The sequence below is a fragment of the Stenotrophomonas sp. B1-1 genome, assembly GCF_010894375.1.
Lineage (GTDB): Bacteria > Pseudomonadota > Gammaproteobacteria > Xanthomonadales > Xanthomonadaceae > Stenotrophomonas.
Map to the genome: position 1 here is coordinate 87,036 of NZ_JAAIUZ010000009.1, position 19,781 is coordinate 106,816.

The window sequence follows — 19,781 nt, forward strand, 5'->3', positions numbered from 1 at the left end:
ACGCACGGTGGCGGCTGGGGTCGCTACCAGGGGACGCAACGACAAACGCCAGGGGCTGCATCGTGAACCTGTGAGGGACTTCACAGCAGGGTGGTTGCCATTTGCTAAGAATACGTTATTAATGCGCGGACACAGTTCTTGTGTCCAAGTGCCCGTCGGCAGGGGAGAAACCGTGGGGCTTATCCCAAAAGGTCAGTCGCCACTCATAGGCGTCGACATCAGTTCGACTGCGGTGAAGCTCTTGCAGCTTTCCCGCAGCGGTAGCCGTTTCCGCGTGGAACATTACGCCGTGGAACCTCTTCCGCCGAATGCGGTGGTGGAGAAGAACATCGTTGAAGTGGAGGCCGTGGGTGAGGCCATCCGCCGCGCGATGAACCGCTCCGGCAGCAAGGCCAAGCTGGCCGCCGCTGCCGTGGCCGGCTCGGCGGTGATCACCAAGGTGATCCCGATGCCGGCCGATCTGGACGAAAACGACATGGAAGCCCAGATCGAGCTGGAAGCGGTCAACTACATTCCGTACCCGATCGAGGAAGTGAACCTGGACTTCGAGGTGATCGGGGCGATCCCGAACAACCCGGAAATGGTCCAGGTGCTGCTGGCCGCATCGCGTTCGGAAAACGTGGAACTGCGCCAGTCGGCGCTGGAACTGGGTGGCCTGCAGGCCAAGGTGATGGACGTGGAGGCCTTCGCGGTCGAGAACGCCTTCGCCCTGGTGGCCAGCGAACTGCCGGTGTCCAGCGATGGCGTGGTGGCCCTGGTGGACATCGGCGCGACCATGACCACCCTGAACGTCCTGCGCGGTGGCCGCAGCCTGTACAGCCGCGAACAGGTGTTCGGTGGCAAGCAGCTGACCGACGAGATCATGCGCCGCTACGGCCTGAGCTACGAGGAAGCCGGTCTGGCCAAGCGCCAGGGTGGGCTGCCGGAAAGCTACGAAATGGAAGTGCTGGAACCGTTCAAGGAAGCCACGGTGCAGCAGATCAGCCGCCTGCTGCAGTTCTTCTACGCGGGCAGCGAATTCAACCGGGTTGATCACATCGTGCTGGCCGGCGGCTGCGCTGCGCTGGCAGGCCTGCCGGAAATGGTCGAAGAACAGCTGGGCGTGCCGACCGTAGTCGCCAACCCGCTGGCACAGATGACCTTGGGCCCGAAGGTGCAGGCCCAGGCGCTGGCCCAGGATGCCCCGGCGCTGATGATCGCCACCGGTCTGGCACTGAGGAGCTTCGACTGATGGCACGCATCAATCTATTGCCTTGGCGCGCCGAACGGCGCAAGCAACGCCAGCGCGAGTTCGGGGTCATGCTGGGCATGGCCGCACTCGGCGGTGTGCTGCTGTCGCTGCTGGTGTGGTTCTACTACGACATGCAGGTGAGCGGCCAGATGGACCGCAATGCCTACCTGCAGGCCGAGATCACCAAGGTGAAGGCGCAGAACGCCGAGATCGACCGTCTGGACGAGCAGAAGAACCGTCTGCTGGCCCGCAAGGCGGTGATCGAACAGCTGCAGGCCAAGCGCTCGCAGATGGTTCACCTGTTCGACGCCCTGGTCCGCACCATTCCCGATGGCGTGGTGCTGACCGCCCTGCAGCAGGATGGCGACACCCTCACCCTGGAAGGCCGCACGCAGTCCAATGCGCGCGTGTCCGCCTACATGCGCAACCTGGAAGTGTCCGGCTGGATGACCAACCCGGAACTGTCGATTATCAAGGCCAGCGAGCCTGAGAAAGACAAGGACGCCGCACCGGTGGGTCCGGTGGCTGACATCAAGGCCCTGCCGTATGTGTTCAAGGTGACGGTGAAGCTGCCGGCACAGAGCGAGGAGTCGACCACTCCGGGCCTGAACGCCGACGGCAGCGTGGCAACTGGCGCACCGGCTGCACCCACCGTGGCCCCGCTCAGTGCGGGCCCGGATGCCGCCGCACCGGCTGCTCCGGCCGCACCGGGCGCAGCCCCGGCGCCGGCCAATGCACCGGCCCCGGGCAACGCACCGGCACCTGCACCGCAGGCCCCGGCCGCACCGGCCACCCCCGCAGCGCAACCGGCACCGCCGGCCGCCGCACCGAAGAACGAGGGTAGCCGCCTGGCCCAGCCGCCGCAGGCCTTCCATGCCCTGCCGCAGGGGGACCGCGCATGAGCAAGAAAGTCGAACTGAAGAACCTTGATTTCAACGACATCGGCAACTGGCCGCGCAACGCCAAGATTGTCTTCTGCTCGCTGATCGCCCTGGTCATCATCTTCGTGCTGTGGATGCTGCTGATCAGCGGCAAGCGCGAAGAGCTGCAGACCCTGGAAAGCCAGGAAACCACCCTGCGCCAGGAATTCACCAAGGAACAGGAACGCGCGGTCAACCTGGAACCGCTGAAGCAGCAGCTGGCACAGATGGAACAGGTGCTGCAGCAGATGCTGCGCCAGCTGCCCAGCAAGACCGAGATGCCCGATCTGATCATCGACATCTCGCAGACCGCGCTGTCCAGCGGCCTGGCCAACCAGCTGTTCGAGCCGGAAGAAGAGCAGGTCAAGGAGTTCTACGCCGAAAAGCCGATCAAGCTGAGCATGGTGGGCAGCTACCACCAGTTCGGTGCGTTCGTCAGTGGCGTGGCCTCGCTGCCGCGCGTGGTCATCCTGACCATGCACGACATCAACCTGAAGCCGGCCGACAAGACCAACGGCAACATCCGCGCCGGTGCGCTGGTGCTGTCCGGTACGGTCAAGACCTACCGTTACCTGGATGAAACCGAGGTGGCGGAACAGCAGAAGGCTGAAGCAGGCGAAGCAGGCAAGGAGGCGCAGAAGTGATCCGTTCCTTCATTGCACGCGGTGGCATGGCGATGGCGGTACTGCTGCTGGCCGCCTGCGGCCGCGGTGTGACCAGCACGCCGGGCGATGCCCCCAACCTTGAGAAGTGGGTCGAGAGCGAACGCGCCCGACCGGCGCAGCCGCTGGAGCCGCTGCCCGTCATGCAGCAGTTCGAGACCTTCGAATATTCCGCGCAGGGCATGCGCGATCCGTTCACCGATGCCTGGACCAATCCGCAGCAGGGGACTGGCGGATTGCGCCCGGATCCGAACCGGCGCAAGGAACCCCTGGAAGGGTTCCCGCTGGATGCACTGGACATGGTCGGCACCATCGGCACCGGCGGCGGTACCGTCGCGCTGGTGATGGGGCCGGACAAGGTGACTTACCGGGTACGCCCGGGCGGTTACCTGGGGCAGAGCGACGGGCGGGTCACCGCGGTCTTCGAAGACCGCGTGGAGCTGATCGAACTGGTGCCGGATGGCGCGGGTGGCTGGCTGGAACGTCCGGCTACGCTCGCGCTGGAAGATCAATGATCGTTTACTGGGGATAGCACGATGACTTTTCACCAAGCCAAGGGGCTGCGACCCATCCGGCGCTCTACCTTGAACCGCATCAGCGCGCTGGGAGTCGCGTTGATGCTGGCCTGCGCTCCGGCGCTGGCTGCCGCACCGGCTGCAAAGCCGGCCAGCACCACCGTCGCTGCACCGGCCACCGCGCCGGCCAGCCTGGCGGTGTCGCGCATCGACTTCAAGCGCGGTGACGACGGCAGCGGCCGCCTGATCGTGCAGTTCGACGGCCAGGGCGCCATCCCGGATCTGCGCACGCAGGACAACAGCGTGATCGTGGATGTGGGCAACGCACGCCTGCCGGCGAACCTGCAGAAGCCGATGAACGTGACCGACTTCGCCACGCCGGTGCAGCGCATCGACGCCAAGCCGTCCGGTGCCGGCACCCAGCTGGTGCTCAGCACCGGCGGTGCGGTCGAATCGCTGGCCTACCAGAGCGGCAACGAATACGTGGTCGAGATCACCCCGCGCAAGGCTCCGGCCGCGGTGGGTGCGGTCAGCGCCGGCAGCGTCAGCCAGGCCGCCAAGGGCGTGCCGCAGCGCGGCTACAGCGGCAAGCCGGTCACCTTCAACTTCCAGGACGTGCCGGTGCGCACCGTGCTGCAGTTGATCGCCGAAGAATCCAACCTGAACGTGGTGGCCTCCGATTCGGTGCAGGGCAACGTGACCCTGCGCCTGGTCAACGTGCCGTGGGACCAGGCACTGGACATCGTGCTGCGTGCCAAGGGCCTGGACAAGCGTCGCGACGGCAGCGTGATCTGGGTTGCGCCGCAGGCCGAACTGGCCAAGTTCGAGCAGGAAAAGGAAGACGCGCGCATTGCGATCGAGAACCGCGAAGACCTGGTGACCGATTACGTGCAGATCAACTACCACAGCGCCACGCAGATCTTCAAAGCGCTGACCGAAGCCAAGGGCATCGGCGGCGGCGGTAGTGGTGGCCAGGGTGGTGGCGGCAGTGGTTCGTCGTCGCAGGAAGAGAGTGGTTTCCTGTCCTCGCGCGGCCGCATCGTGGCCGACGAGCGCACCAACACGCTGATGATCAGCGACATTCCGAAGAAGATCGCGCGCATGCGTGAGCTGATCGGGGTGATCGACCGCCCGGTCGACCAGGTGCTGATCGAAAGCCGCATCGTGATCGCCACCGATACCTTTGCCCGCGAACTGGGTGCGAAGTTCGGCATCAGCGGCAGCCGCGACAACGTGTACTTCAGTGGTGATCTGGATGCCAATGCCGCGACCCGCAAGTCGCAGGTTGACGCAGCGGAAACCAATGCCAAGGCCGTTCGTGACTGGGTTGCGGGCGGAAGCGTGGGCCCCCGTCCTGTCGCGGTCGGTTCGTCCATCACCCGCGGTCTGAACTGGAACCTGCCGGTGGCCTCCACCAGCAACCCCGGTTCGCTGGCACTGTCGATCCTCAACGCCGGCTATCTGCTGGACGTGGAACTGTCGGCCATGCAGGAAGAGTCGCGTGGTGAAGTCATTTCCAACCCGCGCGTGGTCACCACCAACCAGCGCGAAGCCCTGATCAAGCAGGGTAAGGAAATCGGCTACGTCACCATCAGCGGTGGTGGTGTCGGTGCTGCGGCCACGCCGAACGTGCAGTTCAAGGAAGTGGTGCTGGAGCTGAAGGTCACCCCGACCATCACCGACGACAACCGCGTGTTCCTGAACATGGCGGTGAAGAAGGACGAGGTCGAAAGCTACATTGTGCTGGAAGGCTACGGCCAGGTGCCGAACATCAACCGTCGCGAAGTCAACACCGCCGTGCTGGTGGAAGACGGCCAGACCGTGGTGATCGGCGGCGTGTACGAGTTCACCGACCGCAACAGCGTCAGCAAGGTGCCGTTCCTGGGCGACGTGCCCTTCCTGGGCAATCTGTTCAAGAAGCGCGGCCGCAACAAGGACAAGGCGGAACTGTTGGTGTTCGTGACCCCGAAGGTGCTGCGCGTAGCCAAGCGCAGCTGATCGGTGCCACCGGATGTACGAGAGGGGCCGCCATGTGCGGCCCCTTTTCGTTGTGGATCCACGCCCTGCGCGCAGGGCCATTCATCCATCCTTGATCCAATCCCCGGACCAGCCTGCGATGATGTGGGGAACCCGTGCCGTCCTGCGCCGGTCAAAGGCCCCCATGAACCTGCCACCGCCGATGCCCGAATCCATCTCCCCGCCGCCTGCGCCGGCCACCTCGCGGCTGCATGCCGCCTTCACCGCCCTGCGCGATGCGCTGTCGGCGGAGATCGTCGGCCAGGCCGCACTGGTCGAGCGCCTGTTGATCGCGCTGTTGGCCGACGGCCATCTGCTGGTGGAAGGCGCGCCCGGCCTGGCCAAGACCACCGCCATCCGCGCGCTGGCCGCACGCCTGGAAACCGAGTTCGCGCGCGTGCAGTTCACCCCCGACCTGCTGCCGGCCGACCTGACCGGTACCGAGATCTGGCGCCCGCAGGAAGGCCGTTTCGAATTCGTGCCCGGCCCGATCTTCCATCCCATCCTGCTGGCTGACGAGATCAATCGTGCCCCGGCCAAGGTGCAGTCGGCGCTGCTGGAAGCCATGGGCGAACGCCAGGTGACCGTCGGCCGGCACACCTATGCGCTGCCGTCGCTGTTCCTGGTGATGGCCACGCAGAACCCGATCGAGCAGGAAGGCACCTTCCCGCTGCCGGAAGCGCAGCTGGACCGTTTCCTGATGCACGTGCGCATCGGCTACCCCGACCAGGCCGCCGAAGCCGAGATCCTGCGGCTGGCGCGGGAGCGTGCGCGTGGTGCGCTGGGTGAAGCGGCGCCGGCACCGGACAAGCTGCCGATGCAGGATGTCTTCGATGCGCGCCGGCAGGTGCTGGATCTGCACATGGCGCCGGCATTGGAACGCTACCTGGTGGAACTGGTGCTGGCCTCGCGCGATCCCGGCCGTTACGACCCGGCACTGGGCCGCCGCATCGCCTGGGGTGCCAGCCCGCGCGGGTCCATCGCCCTGGAACGCTGCGCGCGTGCGCGCGCCTGGCTGGCCGGTCGCGATTTCGTCACCCCCGACGACGTGCGGGCGGTGGCCGCCGACGTGCTGCGCCACCGGGTGCTGCCCAGCTATGAAGCCACCGCCGAAGGCTGGGACGGCGAGCGCCTGGTGCAGGAACTGCTGGCCCGCGTGCCCGCGCCCTGAGTCCGCGCATGACCGATCTTCCCACGCCCAGCGCCGGCGACGGCCTGCGACCGCAGTTGGCCGAACTGGTGGCCCTGCGTGGCCTGGCGCAACGCCCGCCGGCACCGCGTCGCGGTCGCACCGGTCTTGCCGGTCAGGCACCGTCGCCGCTGCGCGGCCGTGGCATGGAATACGCCGAATCGCGCGAGTACGTGGCCGGCGATGACGCGCGCCATATCGACTGGCGGGTGACCGCCCGCAGCGGGCGCGCGCATACCAAGCTGTTCCAGGCCGAGCGCGAGCGGGTCACGCTGATCGTGGCCGACACCGCGCCGGCCCTGTATTTCGGCACCCGCGTGCGCTTCAAGTCGGTGCAGGCCGCGCGTGCCGGCGCCATTGCGGCGTGGTCGGCGCAGCGCCGTGGCGACCGCATCGGGGCGTTGCGCGGCAGCGACCGCGAACCGCCGGTAGCCCCTGCTGGCGGGCCGCGCGGCGTGCTGCGCGTGCTCGACGCGCTTACCCGCTGGTACGCGCAGCCGCCCGCCGACGATCTGGGCCTGGAGCGCGCGCTGGACCACGCCAGCCGCGTGCTGCGCCCCGGTGCGCGGCTGCTGGTGCTGGCCGATCCGCAGCAAGCCCTGCGCATCGCCCCTGCGCGCTGGGGCGCGTTGGCCCAACACCACGACGTGACGCTGCTGCTGCTGGTGGATCCGCTGGAAATGCAGCCGCCATCGGCCGCGCTGCAGTTCCTGTCGCCACAGCAGCGGGTCAGTCTGGACCTGCGCCGCAGCGATGTGCAGGCGCACTGGCATGCCCATTTCGTCGCGCCGGTGGACGCGCTGCGACGGCACCTGGTGGCGCGCCGCATCGATGTGCAGTTGCTCTCGACCGATGCCGCCAGCGATGCCTGGTTGGCCCCGGCGGCCACCGAGGTGCCGGCATGAGCGCCGCGCTGCCGCTGCGCGACGTTGCGCTGCCGCCTGCACCGGCCTGGTGGCCGCCTGCGCCGGGTTGGCTGATGGTGATCGCCGCCGTGGTGCTGGTGCTGGCGGTCATCGTGGTGATCGTGGTCCGGCGTCGCCGTCGCCGCCAGCGCTGGTTGCACGCCTTCGACCAGGAACTGCGGGCGGCCGGCACTGGTCCGGCCGAGCTGGCCGCGATTGGCGGTCTGCTGCGACGTGCGGCACGCCAGGCGCAACCGGGCAGCGAAGCGCTGCAGGATGCGGCCTGGTGGGCGCGCATCGATCCGCACAACGCCTTGCCCGATGCGCAGCGCACCCTGCTGGCCGAAGGCCCGTACCGCCCGCAGATAGAAACCTCGCAGCTGGACGATGTTCGCGCGTGGGCGCGGCAGCGCTATCTGCAGCTGCTGCAGGAGCGCCGCCGATGAACCTGCTGGCCTCCTACTGGCCCTGGCCGGATCTGCAGCTGGCCTGGCCGCTGGCGTTGCTGGCACTGCCGCTGCCGCTGCTGATGCACTTCTGGCCGCGCCGCGCATTGCCGGGCGCGGCGCTGCGCGTGCCGTATGCCGCCGCCGAACTGCAGGCCCTGGCCGGTGGTGGGCGGGTGAATGCGTCGTGGCTGCGCACCCTGCTGCTGTGGCTGGGCTGGGCCGCGCTGTGCGTGGCGATGGCCCGCCCGCAGCAGCTGGGCGAAGCCATCACCCCGCCGCAGCAGGGCCGGCAGATGATGCTGGCCATGGACGTATCCGGCAGCATGAGCGAACCGGACATGGTGCTGGGCCCGCAGGCGGTGGAACGCCTGACCGCTGCCAAGGCGGTGCTGGCCGACTTCCTGGACCGCCGTGCCGGCGACCGCGTCGGCCTGCTGGTGTTCGGCGACCGCGCTTACACGCTTACCCCCATCACCGCCGATCTGGCCAGCGTGCGCGACCAGTTGCGCGACAGCGTGGTCGGCCTGGCCGGGCGCGAAACGGCCATCGGCGATGCCATCGCACTGGCCGTCAAGCGCCTGCGCGCGCAGCCGGAAGGACAGCGGGTGCTGATCCTGCTGACCGACGGTGTCAGCAATGCCGGCGTGCTGGAACCGCTGCGCGCGGCCGAGCTGGCCAAGGCCGAAGGCGTGCGGGTACACACCGTGGCCTTCGGTGGCGACGGCAGCATGCGCCTGTTCGGTATTCCCATCGCCGCCGATCGTGACCCGGTGGACGAGGCCACGCTGCGGCGGATCGCCGAGCAGACCGGCGGCCGCTTCTTCCGTGCGCGCGATACCGATGAACTGGTGGGCATCTATGCCGAACTGGACCGGCTGGAGCCGATCGCCGGCAAGGGCCCGAGCACGCGCCCGCGCGACGAACGCTACGCCTGGCCGCTGGCACTGGCGCTGTTGCTGGGTTCGCTGGCCTGGCTGTGGCCGGAGCGCCGCCGATGATCGCCCTGTCGCTGGCCCTACCGGACTGGAACGCGCTGCATTTCCTGCGGCCTGATTGGCTGTGGGCGTTGCTGGCGCTGCCGGTGATCATCGCCTTCGCCCTGTGGCGGCAGCGCCGCAGCGAAGGCTGGCGGCAGGCGGTGGATGCGCATCTGCTGCCGCACCTGCTGGCGGCCGAGGGGCGCCGACGGCTGCGGTTGCCGTGGGCGATCGTGTTGGGCTGGGCGCTGGCCGTGCTGGCCCTGGCCGGGCCCAGCTGGCGGCAACAGACACAGCCCTTGTTCCAGTCCAGCGCGCCTCTGGTGGTGGTGCTGGATCTGTCCAGCCGCATCACCGCGACCGACCTGCCGCCGTCGCGCCTGCTGCAGGCACGGGCCAAGATCGGCGCTCTGCTGCGGGCGCGTCAGGGCGGGCAGGTGGGCCTGGTGGTCTACGCCGACGATGCCTATACGGTGGCGCCGTTGACCGACGATGTGGCCAACGTGGCGCTGTACCTGGATGCGCTGGCGCCGGATGTGATGCCGCGTGATGGCCAGCGTGCCGACCGCGGTATTGATTGGGCCACCCAGTTGCTGCGGCAGACCGGTGCGCTGCGCGGACGCATCCTGCTGATCAGCGACCAGGCCAACGGCGAAGCAGCACTGGCCGCGGCGCAGGCGCGCGCACTCGGCCTGCAGGTGTCGGTGCTGGGCCTGGGCACGCCCGCCGGTGCCGCTTACCGCGACAGCAGCGGCCAGATCGCGCAGGCCGCGTTGGACGAAACGGGGCTGCGCGCAGTGGCCACGGCCGGCGGCGGTCGTTACCAGCGCATTGCCGCCGATGATCGCGACCTGCAGGCGCTGGATGTACTTGACGGCAGCGGCGCGCAGGCACAGGCGCGTCCCGGCCAGAGCCGGCAGTGGCAGGACGAAGGCTACTGGCTGCTGCCGCCGGTGATGCTGCTGGCGCTGCTGGCGTTCCGTCGCCGCGCACTGCTGGCCGCCGTGCTGGCCGTGGGCCTGTTGCCGCTGAGCGGGCAGGTGCAGGCCGCGCCGCCTGCCGCGCCCACCCGCGCAGAGCACGGCACGCTGTGGCAACGCGGCGACCAGCGCGAACACGAGCGTCTGGCCGAAGGCGTGCAGGCGTACCACAACGGCGATTTCGCGGCGGCCCGGCAGAAGTTCGAAGGCATCGACAGCGATGCCGGCTGGTACAACCTGGGTAACGCGCTGGCACGCCAGGGCGACTATGACGGCGCCATCGCCGCGTATGACAAGGCGCTGGCCAGGCACCCGGGCATGGCTGATGCGGTGGCCAACCGCGCGGTGGTCGATGCCGCGCGCAAGCGCAAGCCGCCACCGGGCAAGAACGAAGGGCAGGGCAAACAGCCGCCGAAGTCGCAGAACCCATCGCAGCAGCCCAAGCCGTCGCAGGGCCAGCAGGGTCAGGGTCAACAGGGGCAGCAGGGTCAACAAGGCCAGCAGGGCCAGCCGCAACGTCCGCAGGACGGCAAACCGGGTGAGCAGCAGGACGGTTCGGGCGCGGGCGATTCGCAGCAACCGCCACAGTCTGCCGACGCCAAGGCGCAGGCGCAGGCCGATGCCCAGCAGCGCCAGCGCATGCAGCAGTCCCTGCAGCAGGCGCAGCCTGCCGACCAGGCCGGCAAGGTGGCCGCGCGCAGCGACGGCCGCACCCCGCAGCAGCGCGAGGAACAACAGGCCGTGGAAGCGTGGATGCGCCGCGTTCCCGATGATCCGGGAGCGCTGCTGCGCACCAAGTTCCAGTTGGAAAACGAACGTAGAAAGAGGGAAGGGCGATGAAGCGCAGGGCACGCGTGCATGAACGTTGGGCGTTGCCGGCGCTGGCCCTTTGGCTGTTGTGGCTGCCGCTGGCCGCGATGGCACAGACCCGTGCGTGGCTGGAACCGGACACCATCGCCGCCGGCGACTCGGTCACCCTGAATGTGGAAACCGACCAGGGCACGCCGGACTACACGCCGCTGAACGTCGATTTCGCGCTGGGCGCACAGAGCAGCAGCCGTCAGGTGCAGTGGAGCAATGGCGGCATGCAGCGCCGCGATGTGTACACGGTGCTGCTGACGCCGCGCCGCACCGGCGCGTTGCAGGTCCCCTCGCTGCAGGTCGGCGCCGCACGCACGGTGCCGCTCACCCTGCAGGTGAATGCCGCGGCAGTAGCGACGGCGCAGACCAATGCCGCCGCCTTCGTCGAAACCGAGGTGGACGATGACACGCCCTACGTGCAGCAGAGCGTAGGCGTGGTGGTGAGGCTGTATTTCGCCTCGCAGCTGGCCTCGGGCGAGCTGGTGCTCGATACGCCGCAGGGCGCATCGCTGCAGCGGGTGGGCGAGGACCGCACCGACGTGCGGCAGATCAATGGCCGTCGCTACAACGTGGTTGAACGGCGCTTCCTGCTCATTCCCGAACGCAGCGGTGCGCTGCGCCTGCCGGGCGCACGCTTCAGCGGCCGCAGCGCCGGCGGCTTCTTCGACGATTTCTTCGGCAACGGCGGCGATGGCCGCATGAATGCCGTCGCGCCCGAGCGCACCCTGCAGGTGCGCGAGCAACCGGCGCAGGCGCCGCAGCCCTGGCTGCCGCTGCACGGCCTGCAGCTGCGCTATACCAGTGCGCCGACCACCGCGCGTACCGGCGAGGCCGCCACCGTTGTCGTTGAAGCGGTGGCCAATGGGGCCACGCGCGCGCAGTTCACCGACCTGCCGGTGCCCGACCTGGGCGATACGGCGCAGGTGTTCGCCGAACCGGCGCAATACGATGAAACCTTCACCGGCAGCACGCCGCGGCTGAAGATCACCCGGCGCTATTCGATCGTGCCGCGCACACCGGGCGAGCTGGTGGTGCCCGGGCCCAGCGTGGCCTGGTGGAACGTGGACAGTGGCACGGCCCAGCAGGCGCGCCTGCCCGAACTGCGCCTGGCGGTCAGCGCCGGGCGTGGCGGGGTGCCTGCACCGCAGCCGATCGACACGCAATCGGCCCTGCCCGGCCAGGATGCGACCCCGGCGACCCAGACGGCCCTGGCCGCGACGGCGCGCGCGCTGCCGGCATGGCCGTGGGTGGCCGCCGTGGTGGGGCTGGTCGTGCTGTGGCTGCTGACCCTGCTGTGGGGCTGGCGCCGTGGCCGCAGGGCAGCGGCGCCTGCCGGTGCCCCGGCGGGCGCGGCGGCGTCCCCGGTCCGCCGGGGTGGCGGCAGCACGGCCGACCTGCGCCGCGCGCTGGATGCCGACGGCTTCGACCAGGTAGAGGCACAGCTGTGCAAGATGGCCGGCGTGGACCGCCTGGAGCAGGTGATCGAACGCCTGGCCGACGCCGAACAGCGCCAGGTGCTGCAGGACCTGCAGCAGGCGCGCTGGGGCGGGCAGGGCGAACTGGGTGCGCTGCGGGCGCGCCTGCGGGTGGCCTTCCGTGACGGACCGCACTGGTCGGCCCCGCACGCGGCCGGCGACACTGGGCTGGCGCCGCTGTACCCCACGCGGCAACCCTGAACCAGCGCGGCCTGCGCGCTTTGTTAGAGTAGATTCATTTTTCGAGGAACCCCGCATATGACAGCAGCTGCTGCCGGCAAGAAGAAGTTGCCCCTGCACTGGAAGATGGGCATCGGCTTCGCGATCGGCCTGGTCCTGGGACTGATCGTGCACGCCCTGGGTGGCAGCGTGGAAGGCCTGCAGACCGGCGCCAAGTGGGTGATGGACTACATCACCACGCCCGCCTCGGGCCTGTTCCTCAACCTGATCTTCATGCTGATCGTGCCGCTGATCTTCTCGGCACTCATCATGGGTGTGTCGGAAATGGGCGATATCCGCGCCCTCGGCCGTATCGGCTGGAAGACCCTGGCCTATACCGTGCTGCTGTCCGGCATTGCCGTGGGCATCGGCCTGGTGCTGGTGAACGTGCTCAAGCCCGGCGCCGGCGTGGACCCGCAGACCGCCGCGCTGATGCTTTCGGAAAACGCCGAGCGCAGCAAGGAAATCGTGGCCGGCATCCATGGCACGCCCAAGGGCATGGACATGCTGCTGTCGATCGTGCCCAGCAACGTGCTGCAGGCCGCTTCGGACAACGGCGCCATCCTGTCGCTGATGTTCTTCGCACTGATGTTCGGCATCGGCATGGTGCTGACCGACGATGAGAAGGTTGCGCCGCTGCGCCGCGCCATCGAGGGCGTGTTCGAAATCTCGATGACCCTGATCAACCTGGTCATCCGCCTGGCCCCGTACGCGGTGGCCTGCTTCATGTTCAACCTGGCCGCACTGTTCGGCTTCGAACTGATCATCCGCCTGGGCGCCTACGTGGGCGTGGTGGTGCTGGCCCTGGGCCTGCACATGGTGGTGACCTACGGTACCGCCGTGTGGCTGTCGGGCCGTTCGCCGCTGTCGTTCTTCCGCGATACCCAGGAAGCGACGGTGATGGCCTTCTCCACCGCCTCCAGCAACGCGACCCTGCCCACCGCCCTGCGCGTGGCCGACCAGATGGGCCTGCCGCAGCGCGTGTCGCGCTTCGTGCTGACCGTGGGCGCCACCGCCAACCAGAACGGCACCGCGCTGTTCGAGGGCGTGACGGTCATCTTCCTGGCCCAGTTCTTCGGCGTGGACCTGAGCATCGGCCAGCAGATCATGGTCATGGCCGTGTGCATCCTGGGCGGCATCGGTACGGCCGGCGTGCCGTCCGGCTCGCTGCCGGTGGTGGCCATGATCTGTGCCATGGTCGGGGTGAACCCGCTGGGCATCGGCCTGATCCTGGGCGTGAACCACTTCCTGGACATGTGCCGCACCGCCCTGAACGTGACCGGCGACCTGGCCCTGACCACCCTGGTGGCCAAGGGCGAAGCGCACGATGGCCCGGAGCCGGCTGCGCCGCGCGATTGAACGCGCCCTGAATGCCATGGATACTATCCCGACGCATGGAAGGCGTCGGGATTGGCGCCGTGCGAACGGGAGCAGAAATGAGGATTTCGTACGTGATGGTCGCCGCCCTGGGCCTGCTGGCCTTCGACGCCAGTGCCCAGAAGGCCTGTGAAACCAACTACACCAAGACCGGCAGCTTTTTCGCAGGGCGCACCTTCACCACCTGGGACGTAGTGCCCAACGCGACGCCGGCTGACGCGCTCAAGCGCATCCAGATCGAAGGCGTGAAGTCGGGCCTGAAGGTGGCCACCGTGGACAAGGACCTGGGCATGCTCACCATGGAGCAGAACGTCCAGTTCAACGGTGGCCAGACCACCCTGCCGTGGAACGTGCTGATCGAGGCCGAGGGCAAGGGCTCGAAGATCACCGTGACCAAGACCACCCCGGCCACCTACGCCACCGGCGAGGACTTCCAGAAGAAGTCGATGTGCGCTGTGATCGAGGCCGCCGCCCCGAAGTAAGCGGCGGGCGGGGCCAGATCCCTTTCTCTGGCAAGGGATCTGGCCCTACGCCTGAACCCGGCCCCGGGTCTGTGGGACAATGGGGGGCCCGCACGTCCGCGGCCGCCTCCCGATTCCGACAGAACCATGACGCAGCCTACCCGTCGCCAGTTGGCCAACGCCATCCGCTTCCTTGCCGCCGATGCGGTTGAAACCGCAAAGTCCGGCCACCCCGGCATGCCCATGGGCATGGCCGATATCGCCGAAGTCCTCTGGAACGACTATCTCCGGCACAACCCGAACAACCCGCAGTGGTTCAACCGCGACCGCTTCGTGCTGTCCAACGGCCACGGCTCGATGCTGCAGTACGCCCTGCTGCACCTGAGCGGCTACGACCTGCCGATCGAACAGCTCAAGCAGTTCCGCCAGCTGGGCAGCCACACCGCCGGCCACCCGGAACGCCACGAGACCCCGGGCGTGGAAACCACCACCGGCCCGCTGGGCCAGGGTTTTGCCAACGCCGTGGGCTTCGCCCTGGCCGAGAAGCTGCTGGCACAGCGCTTCAACCGCCCGGAGCTGGAAATCGTCGACCACCGCACCTGGGTGTTCATGGGCGATGGCTGCCTGATGGAAGGCGTTTCGCATGAAGCCGCTTCGCTGGCCGGCACCTGGGGCCTGCACAAGCTGGTCTGCTTCTGGGACAACAACCACATCTCCATCGACGGCAACGTCGAAGGCTGGTTCACCGACAACACCCCCGAGCGTTTCGAGGCCTATGGCTGGAACGTGGTGCGCGATGTCGATGGCCACGATCCGGAAAGCATCAAGGCCGGCATCGAAGCGGCCCTGTCGCAGGACGACAAGCCGACCCTGATCTGCTGCCGCACCACGATTGGTTTCGGTTCGCCGAACAAGGCCGGCAAGGAATCCAGCCACGGTGCGCCGCTGGGCAAGGACGAACTGGAAGCCACCCGCAAGCAGCTGGGCTGGAACTACGGTCCGTTCGAGATTCCCGAAGAGATCTACGCCGGCTGGCGCGCTGGCGGTACCGGCACCCTGCGCCAGGCCGAATGGGAACAGCAGTTCGACAAGTACGCCGCGCAGTTCCCGGCCGAAGCGGCCGAACTGACCCGTCGCTCGCACGGCGAACTGCCGGCCGACTTCATCGCCAAGGCCGATGCCTACATCGCCCAGGTGGCCGCGGAAGGCCCGACGATCGCTTCGCGCAAGGCCTCGCAGCTGGCCATCGAAGCCTTCGCCCCGCTGCTGCCGGAAATCGTCGGCGGCTCGGCTGACCTGGCGCATTCCAACCTGACCCTGTGGAAGGGCAGCAAGTCGGTCGCCAGCGACGACGCCAACGCCAACTACGTGTACTACGGCGTGCGCGAGTTCGGCATGACCGCCATTGCCAATGGCCTGGCCCTGCACGGTGGCTTCATTCCGTTCGATGCCACCTTCCTGGTGTTCAGCGACTACGCCCGCAACGGCGTGCGCATGAGCGCGCTGATCCCGGCCCATGCCATCCACGTCTACACCCACGACTCGATCGGCCTGGGCGAAGACGGCCCGACCCACCAGCCGGTGGAACACCTGGCCTCGCTGCGCTACATCCCGAACAACGATGTGTGGCGCCCCTGCGATGCAGTGGAATCGGCAGTGAGCTGGAAGGCTGCGATCACCCGTCAGGACGGCCCGAGCTGCCTGGTGTTCAGCCGCCAGAACCTGCCGCACCAGCCGCGCGATGCCGGGCAGATCGCGCAGATCGAACGCGGCGGCTATGTGCTGGCCGATGCGGCCGGCACCCCGGACGTGATCCTGATCGCCACCGGTTCGGAAGTGTCTCTGGCCACCGAAGCCAAGGCGCAGCTGGATGCCGCCGGCCTGAAGACCCGCGTGGTCTCCATGCCGTCCACCGACGTGTTCCTGCGCCAGGATGCGGCCTACCGTGAATCGGTGCTGCCCAACGCCGTGCGCAAGCGCGTGGCGGTGGAAGCCGGCGTGACCGGCTTCTGGCGCCAGTTCGTCGGCCTGGACGGTGCGGTGATCGGCATCGACACCTTCGGCGCCTCGGCCCCGGCCGACAAGCTGTACCAGCACTTCGGCATCACCGCCACGCACGTGGTGGAAGCAGCCAAGGCGCTGTAAGCGGCCCCGCGAAGCAGGAAAGGGAAAGGCCGGCGCAAGCCGGCCTTTCTTGTTCGGCGCAGTAGATCCACGCCATGCGTGGATGAGCGCTACATCGCCTCGCGCACATCCATCAATGCAAAGCCCAGCAGGTTCAGCCCGCGCCATTGCGCGGGGTTGTGCGCGTCGGCGTGGTCCTTGGCCAGGCCGATGCCCCAGATGAAATCCACCGGGCTGGCTTCCACCAGCACCCAACCCGCCGTGGCGCGCAGGAAGGCGCCCAGTTCCGGGTTCTGGCTGAACTTGGCGCGGTTGCCGGCCACCACCAGGTCGTAGCGCGCCTGCACCCAGCGCGCTTCATCGAAGCCTTCGATCTGGCGGCCCAGCGCCTTGGCCTTGTCCGGCGTGGCGCTGGCGATGATCTTGTCGAGCAGCACGCTTGCGCCGAACAGCCGCGCCTTGCCGGCCATCATGTAATGCTCGGCGGTGCGGTAGTGCACGCCATCAATGTCGAAGCCGGCGTCGTACCACTGGCTGAAGCAGGATGCAGAGACACCGCTGCGCGGCGGCTGGTGGCCCCAGAAACACAGATAGCGCAGGTCTTCGCCTGCGGCCTGGCGTTGCTGCAGGTCGTGCAGGAAACGGGAATCGTCATTCATCGGCAAAGCATAGCGTGCCGTGATGCTCTGGTAGGTGCCAACCTTGGTTGGCACTGAAGCCGTTCCGCCGGGCATGTCCCGGCGCCACCGTACGCACGATTACGCGGTGCGCGCCAACGCCAGCCGCAGCAGCCGCGCGTTCAATCGCTCGCCGAAATCCTTCGGCGCCTGCAGACCCATGCGCTGCAGGTACACCGCATCCCCATCGCCGGCCGGCTGGCGCAGCGCGGCCCACGCCGTGCGCAGCGTCGCGCCGCGCGTCTGCGTATTGGCCTTCAGCCAGCCCAGCGCCTTCACCAGCACCTGTTCGATCTCGTTGAAATCACTGCCCAGCGGGTAGTCGGGCAGGGTGCCATCACTGCGGAAGGGTGCCAGCGCCGCCGCCAACGCGGCAGGCGTGTTGCGCTGCAGTCGCTGCGGATCCGGCTGCTGCGCGGCTCGCAGTTTGCGCGCCGCGTGCGCCTGCTCCAGCAGTGCTGCCTGGAACGGCGCTTCGGTAATGGCGGTCATCGCCTGCACGCAGTCCTCGTCGGTCAAACCGCGCAGATCGGCAATGCCGTACTCGTTCAGATAGATATCGCGCAGGTGCCGCGGAATGGTGGTGTGGCCATAGTTCCAGCGCACGTTCGAGGCGCGCTGGCCCTTGTCGTCGCGCGCGGCGCGGAACATCAACATGCTGCGTGCTTCCGGCAACGCATGGGCCATGGCCACGAAGTTGTACTGGCCACCCACACCCGAGACCACCCGCCCATCATCCAGCGCATCCGACACTGCCGCGCCCAGCGCGGTGGCCATCATGCAGGAATTGAAGAAGCGCGCATGGCGGCGCTGCAGGCGCTCCAGGGTCTCGTTGCCACCATAGAGCTGGTTGATCTCGCTGATGCGCCGCATGCCGATCGCGCGGCATTCGTCTTCGGGCAGGGTGCGCAGCCATTCGTAGAATTCCGGCGAACCCAGGTAGAACGCGCCGTGCAGGTATTCACCCTCGGCGGCCAGCGTGGCGTGGTCGATCGACAGCGTGCTGCCGTTCTCGATGCGCTGCATCAGGGCCAGATCGTCGTGCACCTTGCGCTTGATCACCCCGGTCTGCACCAGCCGGCGGAAGCCCTCGTTGAGCATTTCGCTGCAGCCATACAGGCCGACCTCGAACGGTTCCAGCCCGCCGATTTCCTGCACCAGCGGATGGCTGGCCAGCTGTGGGTCCAGCGCATGCAGAACGCGGCGGTAGCGCGCATTGTCGGTATGGCGCAGCACCAGCGCGTGGCTGAGTGCATCGGCCAGGGTGCCGATGCCGATCTGCAGCGTGCCGCCATCGCGCACCAGGGTGCTGGCATACAGGCCGATGGCGTAGTCGGCGTCGGCCACCGGCTGCCGCGGCAGGCCGAACAGCGCGGGGTAGGGCGGCGGCGGGGTGATCACCAGGTCGAAGAAGGACACATCCACCGTGGCCGAACCGCCCAGGTAGGGCAGCTGCGGGTCGATCTCGGCCACCAGCAACGGGCGCGGCAGGCCGCGTGCGGCAATGGCATCCAGCGTGTCCTGGGTGATGTCGTTGTTGCAGGACAACGACAGCCGGCGATCATCCGGGCGCATGGCCACCTTCTGCACGATCACCTGCGGCGCGCGCTGGGCCACCGCATCGGCCGCGTGCGTGTAGTTCAGGCTGGTATAGCTGGACTGCGCCTGCCGCGAACCCAGCAGCGCGCCGGACTGCATGTAGAACTCTTCCACCTGCACGTGTGCCGGCAGCGCATCGCGGGCGATGGCATCGGCGTAAGCCAGGCGCGGGAAATCCTCGCCGAAATGGCGCTGCACGAACGGCGCCATGAAGCGCGCCTCCAGGCCATCGCCGCGCGCCTTGGGCGGGTTCAGCGACAGCGCGGTGTACAGCTGCAGTGGTCGCGACGGATCTGCTTCCACCCGCGCATACAAGGCATTCAACAGCCGGTGCGGCTTGCCCAGCGCCAGCGGCGCACCCACCCGCAGCGGCCCGTCCACGCGCGCGAACAGCCAGTCAACGGCGGCGTCCAGGTCGGTCAGGTGTTCGGTCATGCGGCAAGGTCCTGCGTGCGGGGGAGTGCGGGCATTACAGCATGTCGGGCTTGAACCGCCGTCGACGCGAGACTTCGGCGCCGGACAGCATGAACTGGCCATCGCCGCGATAGTGGAACGTGCGCGGCAGTTTCGGCCGCGGCGCCACGTGTGCGCGCACGATTTCCCAGATGAAAAGATTGCTCGACTGCACCTGGCTGTCGTCGTACAGGCGGCACTCGAAGCAGGAATGGCACTGGCCCACCAGCGGCGCAGCCACCTCGCGCGCTGGCAGCGCGTCCAGGCCGAAGTGGGCGAACTTGTCGAGGTCGCGGCCGCTGCAGTTGCCGATGTCCACCACCGTGTCCAGCAGCTCCACGCCGGGCACGTTGATCACGCATTCGCCGCTGTCCCGGGCCAGGGCGAAGCTGTGGTTCTCGCTCCACAGGTAGGTGGCCACCAGCGACGGCGAGAAGCCCATCACCATGTGCCAGCCCATCGTCATCAGGTTGCGCTGGCCCTGCGCCGCGGTGCTGACCAGCACGATCGGGCCCGGTTCCAGGAACCGGCGTGCGTCCTGGACGGGGTAGTCCTTCTTGCGCAGGGGCTTCATGCAGGCTCCGTGGGCGGTGGCTTCGATGCTGGTCCGTGGCAGATGAACCGCATGTCGAGGGGCTTGACAGCACGCTCGATTACGCGCGTAATCGAATTGTCGATTACGGATGTAAAC

At 68.0% G+C, this 19,781-nt stretch carries 17 protein-coding genes; 14 read left to right on the forward strand and 3 right to left on the reverse strand.

The window, feature by feature from the left end:
- The first annotated feature begins 172 nt into the window (after nucleotides 1–172).
- The 14 genes from G4G00_RS07665 (at nucleotide 173) to tkt (ending at nucleotide 16,382) form a co-directional block, all read left to right on the forward strand.
- Nucleotides 173–1,231, forward strand: a complete 1,059-nt coding sequence (locus tag G4G00_RS07665) for a pilus assembly protein PilM (protein WP_164272331.1) — start codon at nucleotides 173–175, stop codon at nucleotides 1,229–1,231.
- Complete coding sequence (locus G4G00_RS07670) at nucleotides 1,231–2,133, forward strand: PilN domain-containing protein (protein WP_108754020.1); 903 nt, start codon at nucleotides 1,231–1,233, stop codon at nucleotides 2,131–2,133. The genes G4G00_RS07665 and G4G00_RS07670 overlap by 1 nt, the downstream gene beginning before the upstream one ends.
- Nucleotides 2,130–2,795 (forward strand): type 4a pilus biogenesis protein PilO, encoded by a 666-nt coding sequence (gene pilO, locus G4G00_RS07675; RefSeq protein WP_108757055.1) that lies wholly within the window; start codon nucleotides 2,130–2,132, stop codon nucleotides 2,793–2,795. Before G4G00_RS07670 ends, pilO begins: the two co-directional genes overlap by 4 nt.
- The gene (locus G4G00_RS07680) at nucleotides 2,792–3,328 is read left to right on the forward strand and encodes a pilus assembly protein PilP (RefSeq protein ID WP_199911376.1); all 537 of its coding nucleotides are present in this window, start codon (nucleotides 2,792–2,794) and stop codon (nucleotides 3,326–3,328) included. Before pilO ends, G4G00_RS07680 begins: the two co-directional genes overlap by 4 nt.
- Before the next feature lie 21 nt (nucleotides 3,329–3,349).
- The gene (locus G4G00_RS07685; RefSeq protein WP_108754018.1) at nucleotides 3,350–5,326 is read left to right on the forward strand and encodes a type IV pilus secretin PilQ family protein; all 1,977 of its coding nucleotides are present in this window, start codon (nucleotides 3,350–3,352) and stop codon (nucleotides 5,324–5,326) included.
- Between the two features lie 163 nt (nucleotides 5,327–5,489).
- Complete coding sequence (locus tag G4G00_RS07690) at nucleotides 5,490–6,515, forward strand: MoxR family ATPase (protein WP_108754017.1); 1,026 nt, start codon at nucleotides 5,490–5,492, stop codon at nucleotides 6,513–6,515.
- An 8-nt stretch (nucleotides 6,516–6,523) separates the two neighbouring features.
- Nucleotides 6,524–7,438, forward strand: a complete 915-nt coding sequence (locus G4G00_RS07695) for a DUF58 domain-containing protein (protein WP_108754016.1) — start codon at nucleotides 6,524–6,526, stop codon at nucleotides 7,436–7,438.
- On the forward strand, nucleotides 7,435–7,884 hold the full coding sequence (locus tag G4G00_RS07700) for a DUF4381 family protein (RefSeq protein ID WP_108754015.1): 450 nt from the start codon (nucleotides 7,435–7,437) through the stop codon (nucleotides 7,882–7,884). The genes G4G00_RS07695 and G4G00_RS07700 overlap by 4 nt, the downstream gene beginning before the upstream one ends.
- A complete protein-coding gene (locus tag G4G00_RS07705; protein ID WP_108754014.1) occupies nucleotides 7,881–8,885 on the forward strand; it encodes a VWA domain-containing protein in 1,005 nt (334 codons plus the stop codon). Before G4G00_RS07700 ends, G4G00_RS07705 begins: the two co-directional genes overlap by 4 nt.
- Complete coding sequence (locus G4G00_RS07710) at nucleotides 8,882–10,684, forward strand: VWA domain-containing protein (RefSeq protein WP_108754013.1); 1,803 nt, start codon at nucleotides 8,882–8,884, stop codon at nucleotides 10,682–10,684. Before G4G00_RS07705 ends, G4G00_RS07710 begins: the two co-directional genes overlap by 4 nt.
- The gene (locus G4G00_RS07715; protein WP_108754012.1) at nucleotides 10,681–12,381 is read left to right on the forward strand and encodes a BatD family protein; all 1,701 of its coding nucleotides are present in this window, start codon (nucleotides 10,681–10,683) and stop codon (nucleotides 12,379–12,381) included. The genes G4G00_RS07710 and G4G00_RS07715 overlap by 4 nt, the downstream gene beginning before the upstream one ends.
- 57 nt (nucleotides 12,382–12,438) lie before the next feature.
- Entirely contained in the window at nucleotides 12,439–13,758 is a 1,320-nt protein-coding gene (locus tag G4G00_RS07720; RefSeq protein WP_108750951.1) for a dicarboxylate/amino acid:cation symporter, read from the forward strand.
- A 77-nt stretch (nucleotides 13,759–13,835) separates the two neighbouring features.
- Nucleotides 13,836–14,258 (forward strand): hypothetical protein, encoded by a 423-nt coding sequence (locus G4G00_RS07725; RefSeq protein ID WP_233614725.1) that lies wholly within the window; start codon nucleotides 13,836–13,838, stop codon nucleotides 14,256–14,258.
- Between the two features lie 126 nt (nucleotides 14,259–14,384).
- A complete protein-coding gene (gene tkt / locus G4G00_RS07730; protein WP_164272334.1) occupies nucleotides 14,385–16,382 on the forward strand; it encodes a transketolase in 1,998 nt (665 codons plus the stop codon).
- An 89-nt stretch (nucleotides 16,383–16,471) separates the two neighbouring features.
- On the opposite strand, the gene G4G00_RS07735 is transcribed toward tkt, so the two are convergent.
- The 3 genes from G4G00_RS07735 to G4G00_RS07745 all read right to left on the reverse strand — a co-directional run bounded on the left by G4G00_RS07735 (nucleotide 16,472) and on the right by G4G00_RS07745 (nucleotide 19,664).
- Nucleotides 16,472–17,020: an NADAR family protein gene (locus tag G4G00_RS07735; RefSeq protein ID WP_164272337.1), complete on the reverse strand. Its 549-nt coding sequence runs from the start codon at nucleotides 17,018–17,020 to the stop codon at nucleotides 16,472–16,474.
- Nucleotides 17,021–17,119: 99 nt separating this feature from the next.
- Nucleotides 17,120–19,072, reverse strand: coding sequence for an acetyl-CoA hydrolase/transferase C-terminal domain-containing protein (locus G4G00_RS07740; protein WP_164272340.1), 1,953 nt, complete (start codon nucleotides 19,070–19,072; stop codon nucleotides 17,120–17,122).
- A 34-nt stretch (nucleotides 19,073–19,106) separates the two neighbouring features.
- On the reverse strand, nucleotides 19,107–19,664 hold the full coding sequence (locus G4G00_RS07745; RefSeq protein ID WP_164272343.1) for a flavin reductase family protein: 558 nt from the start codon (nucleotides 19,662–19,664) through the stop codon (nucleotides 19,107–19,109).
- Nucleotides 19,665–19,781 lie beyond the last annotated feature (117 nt).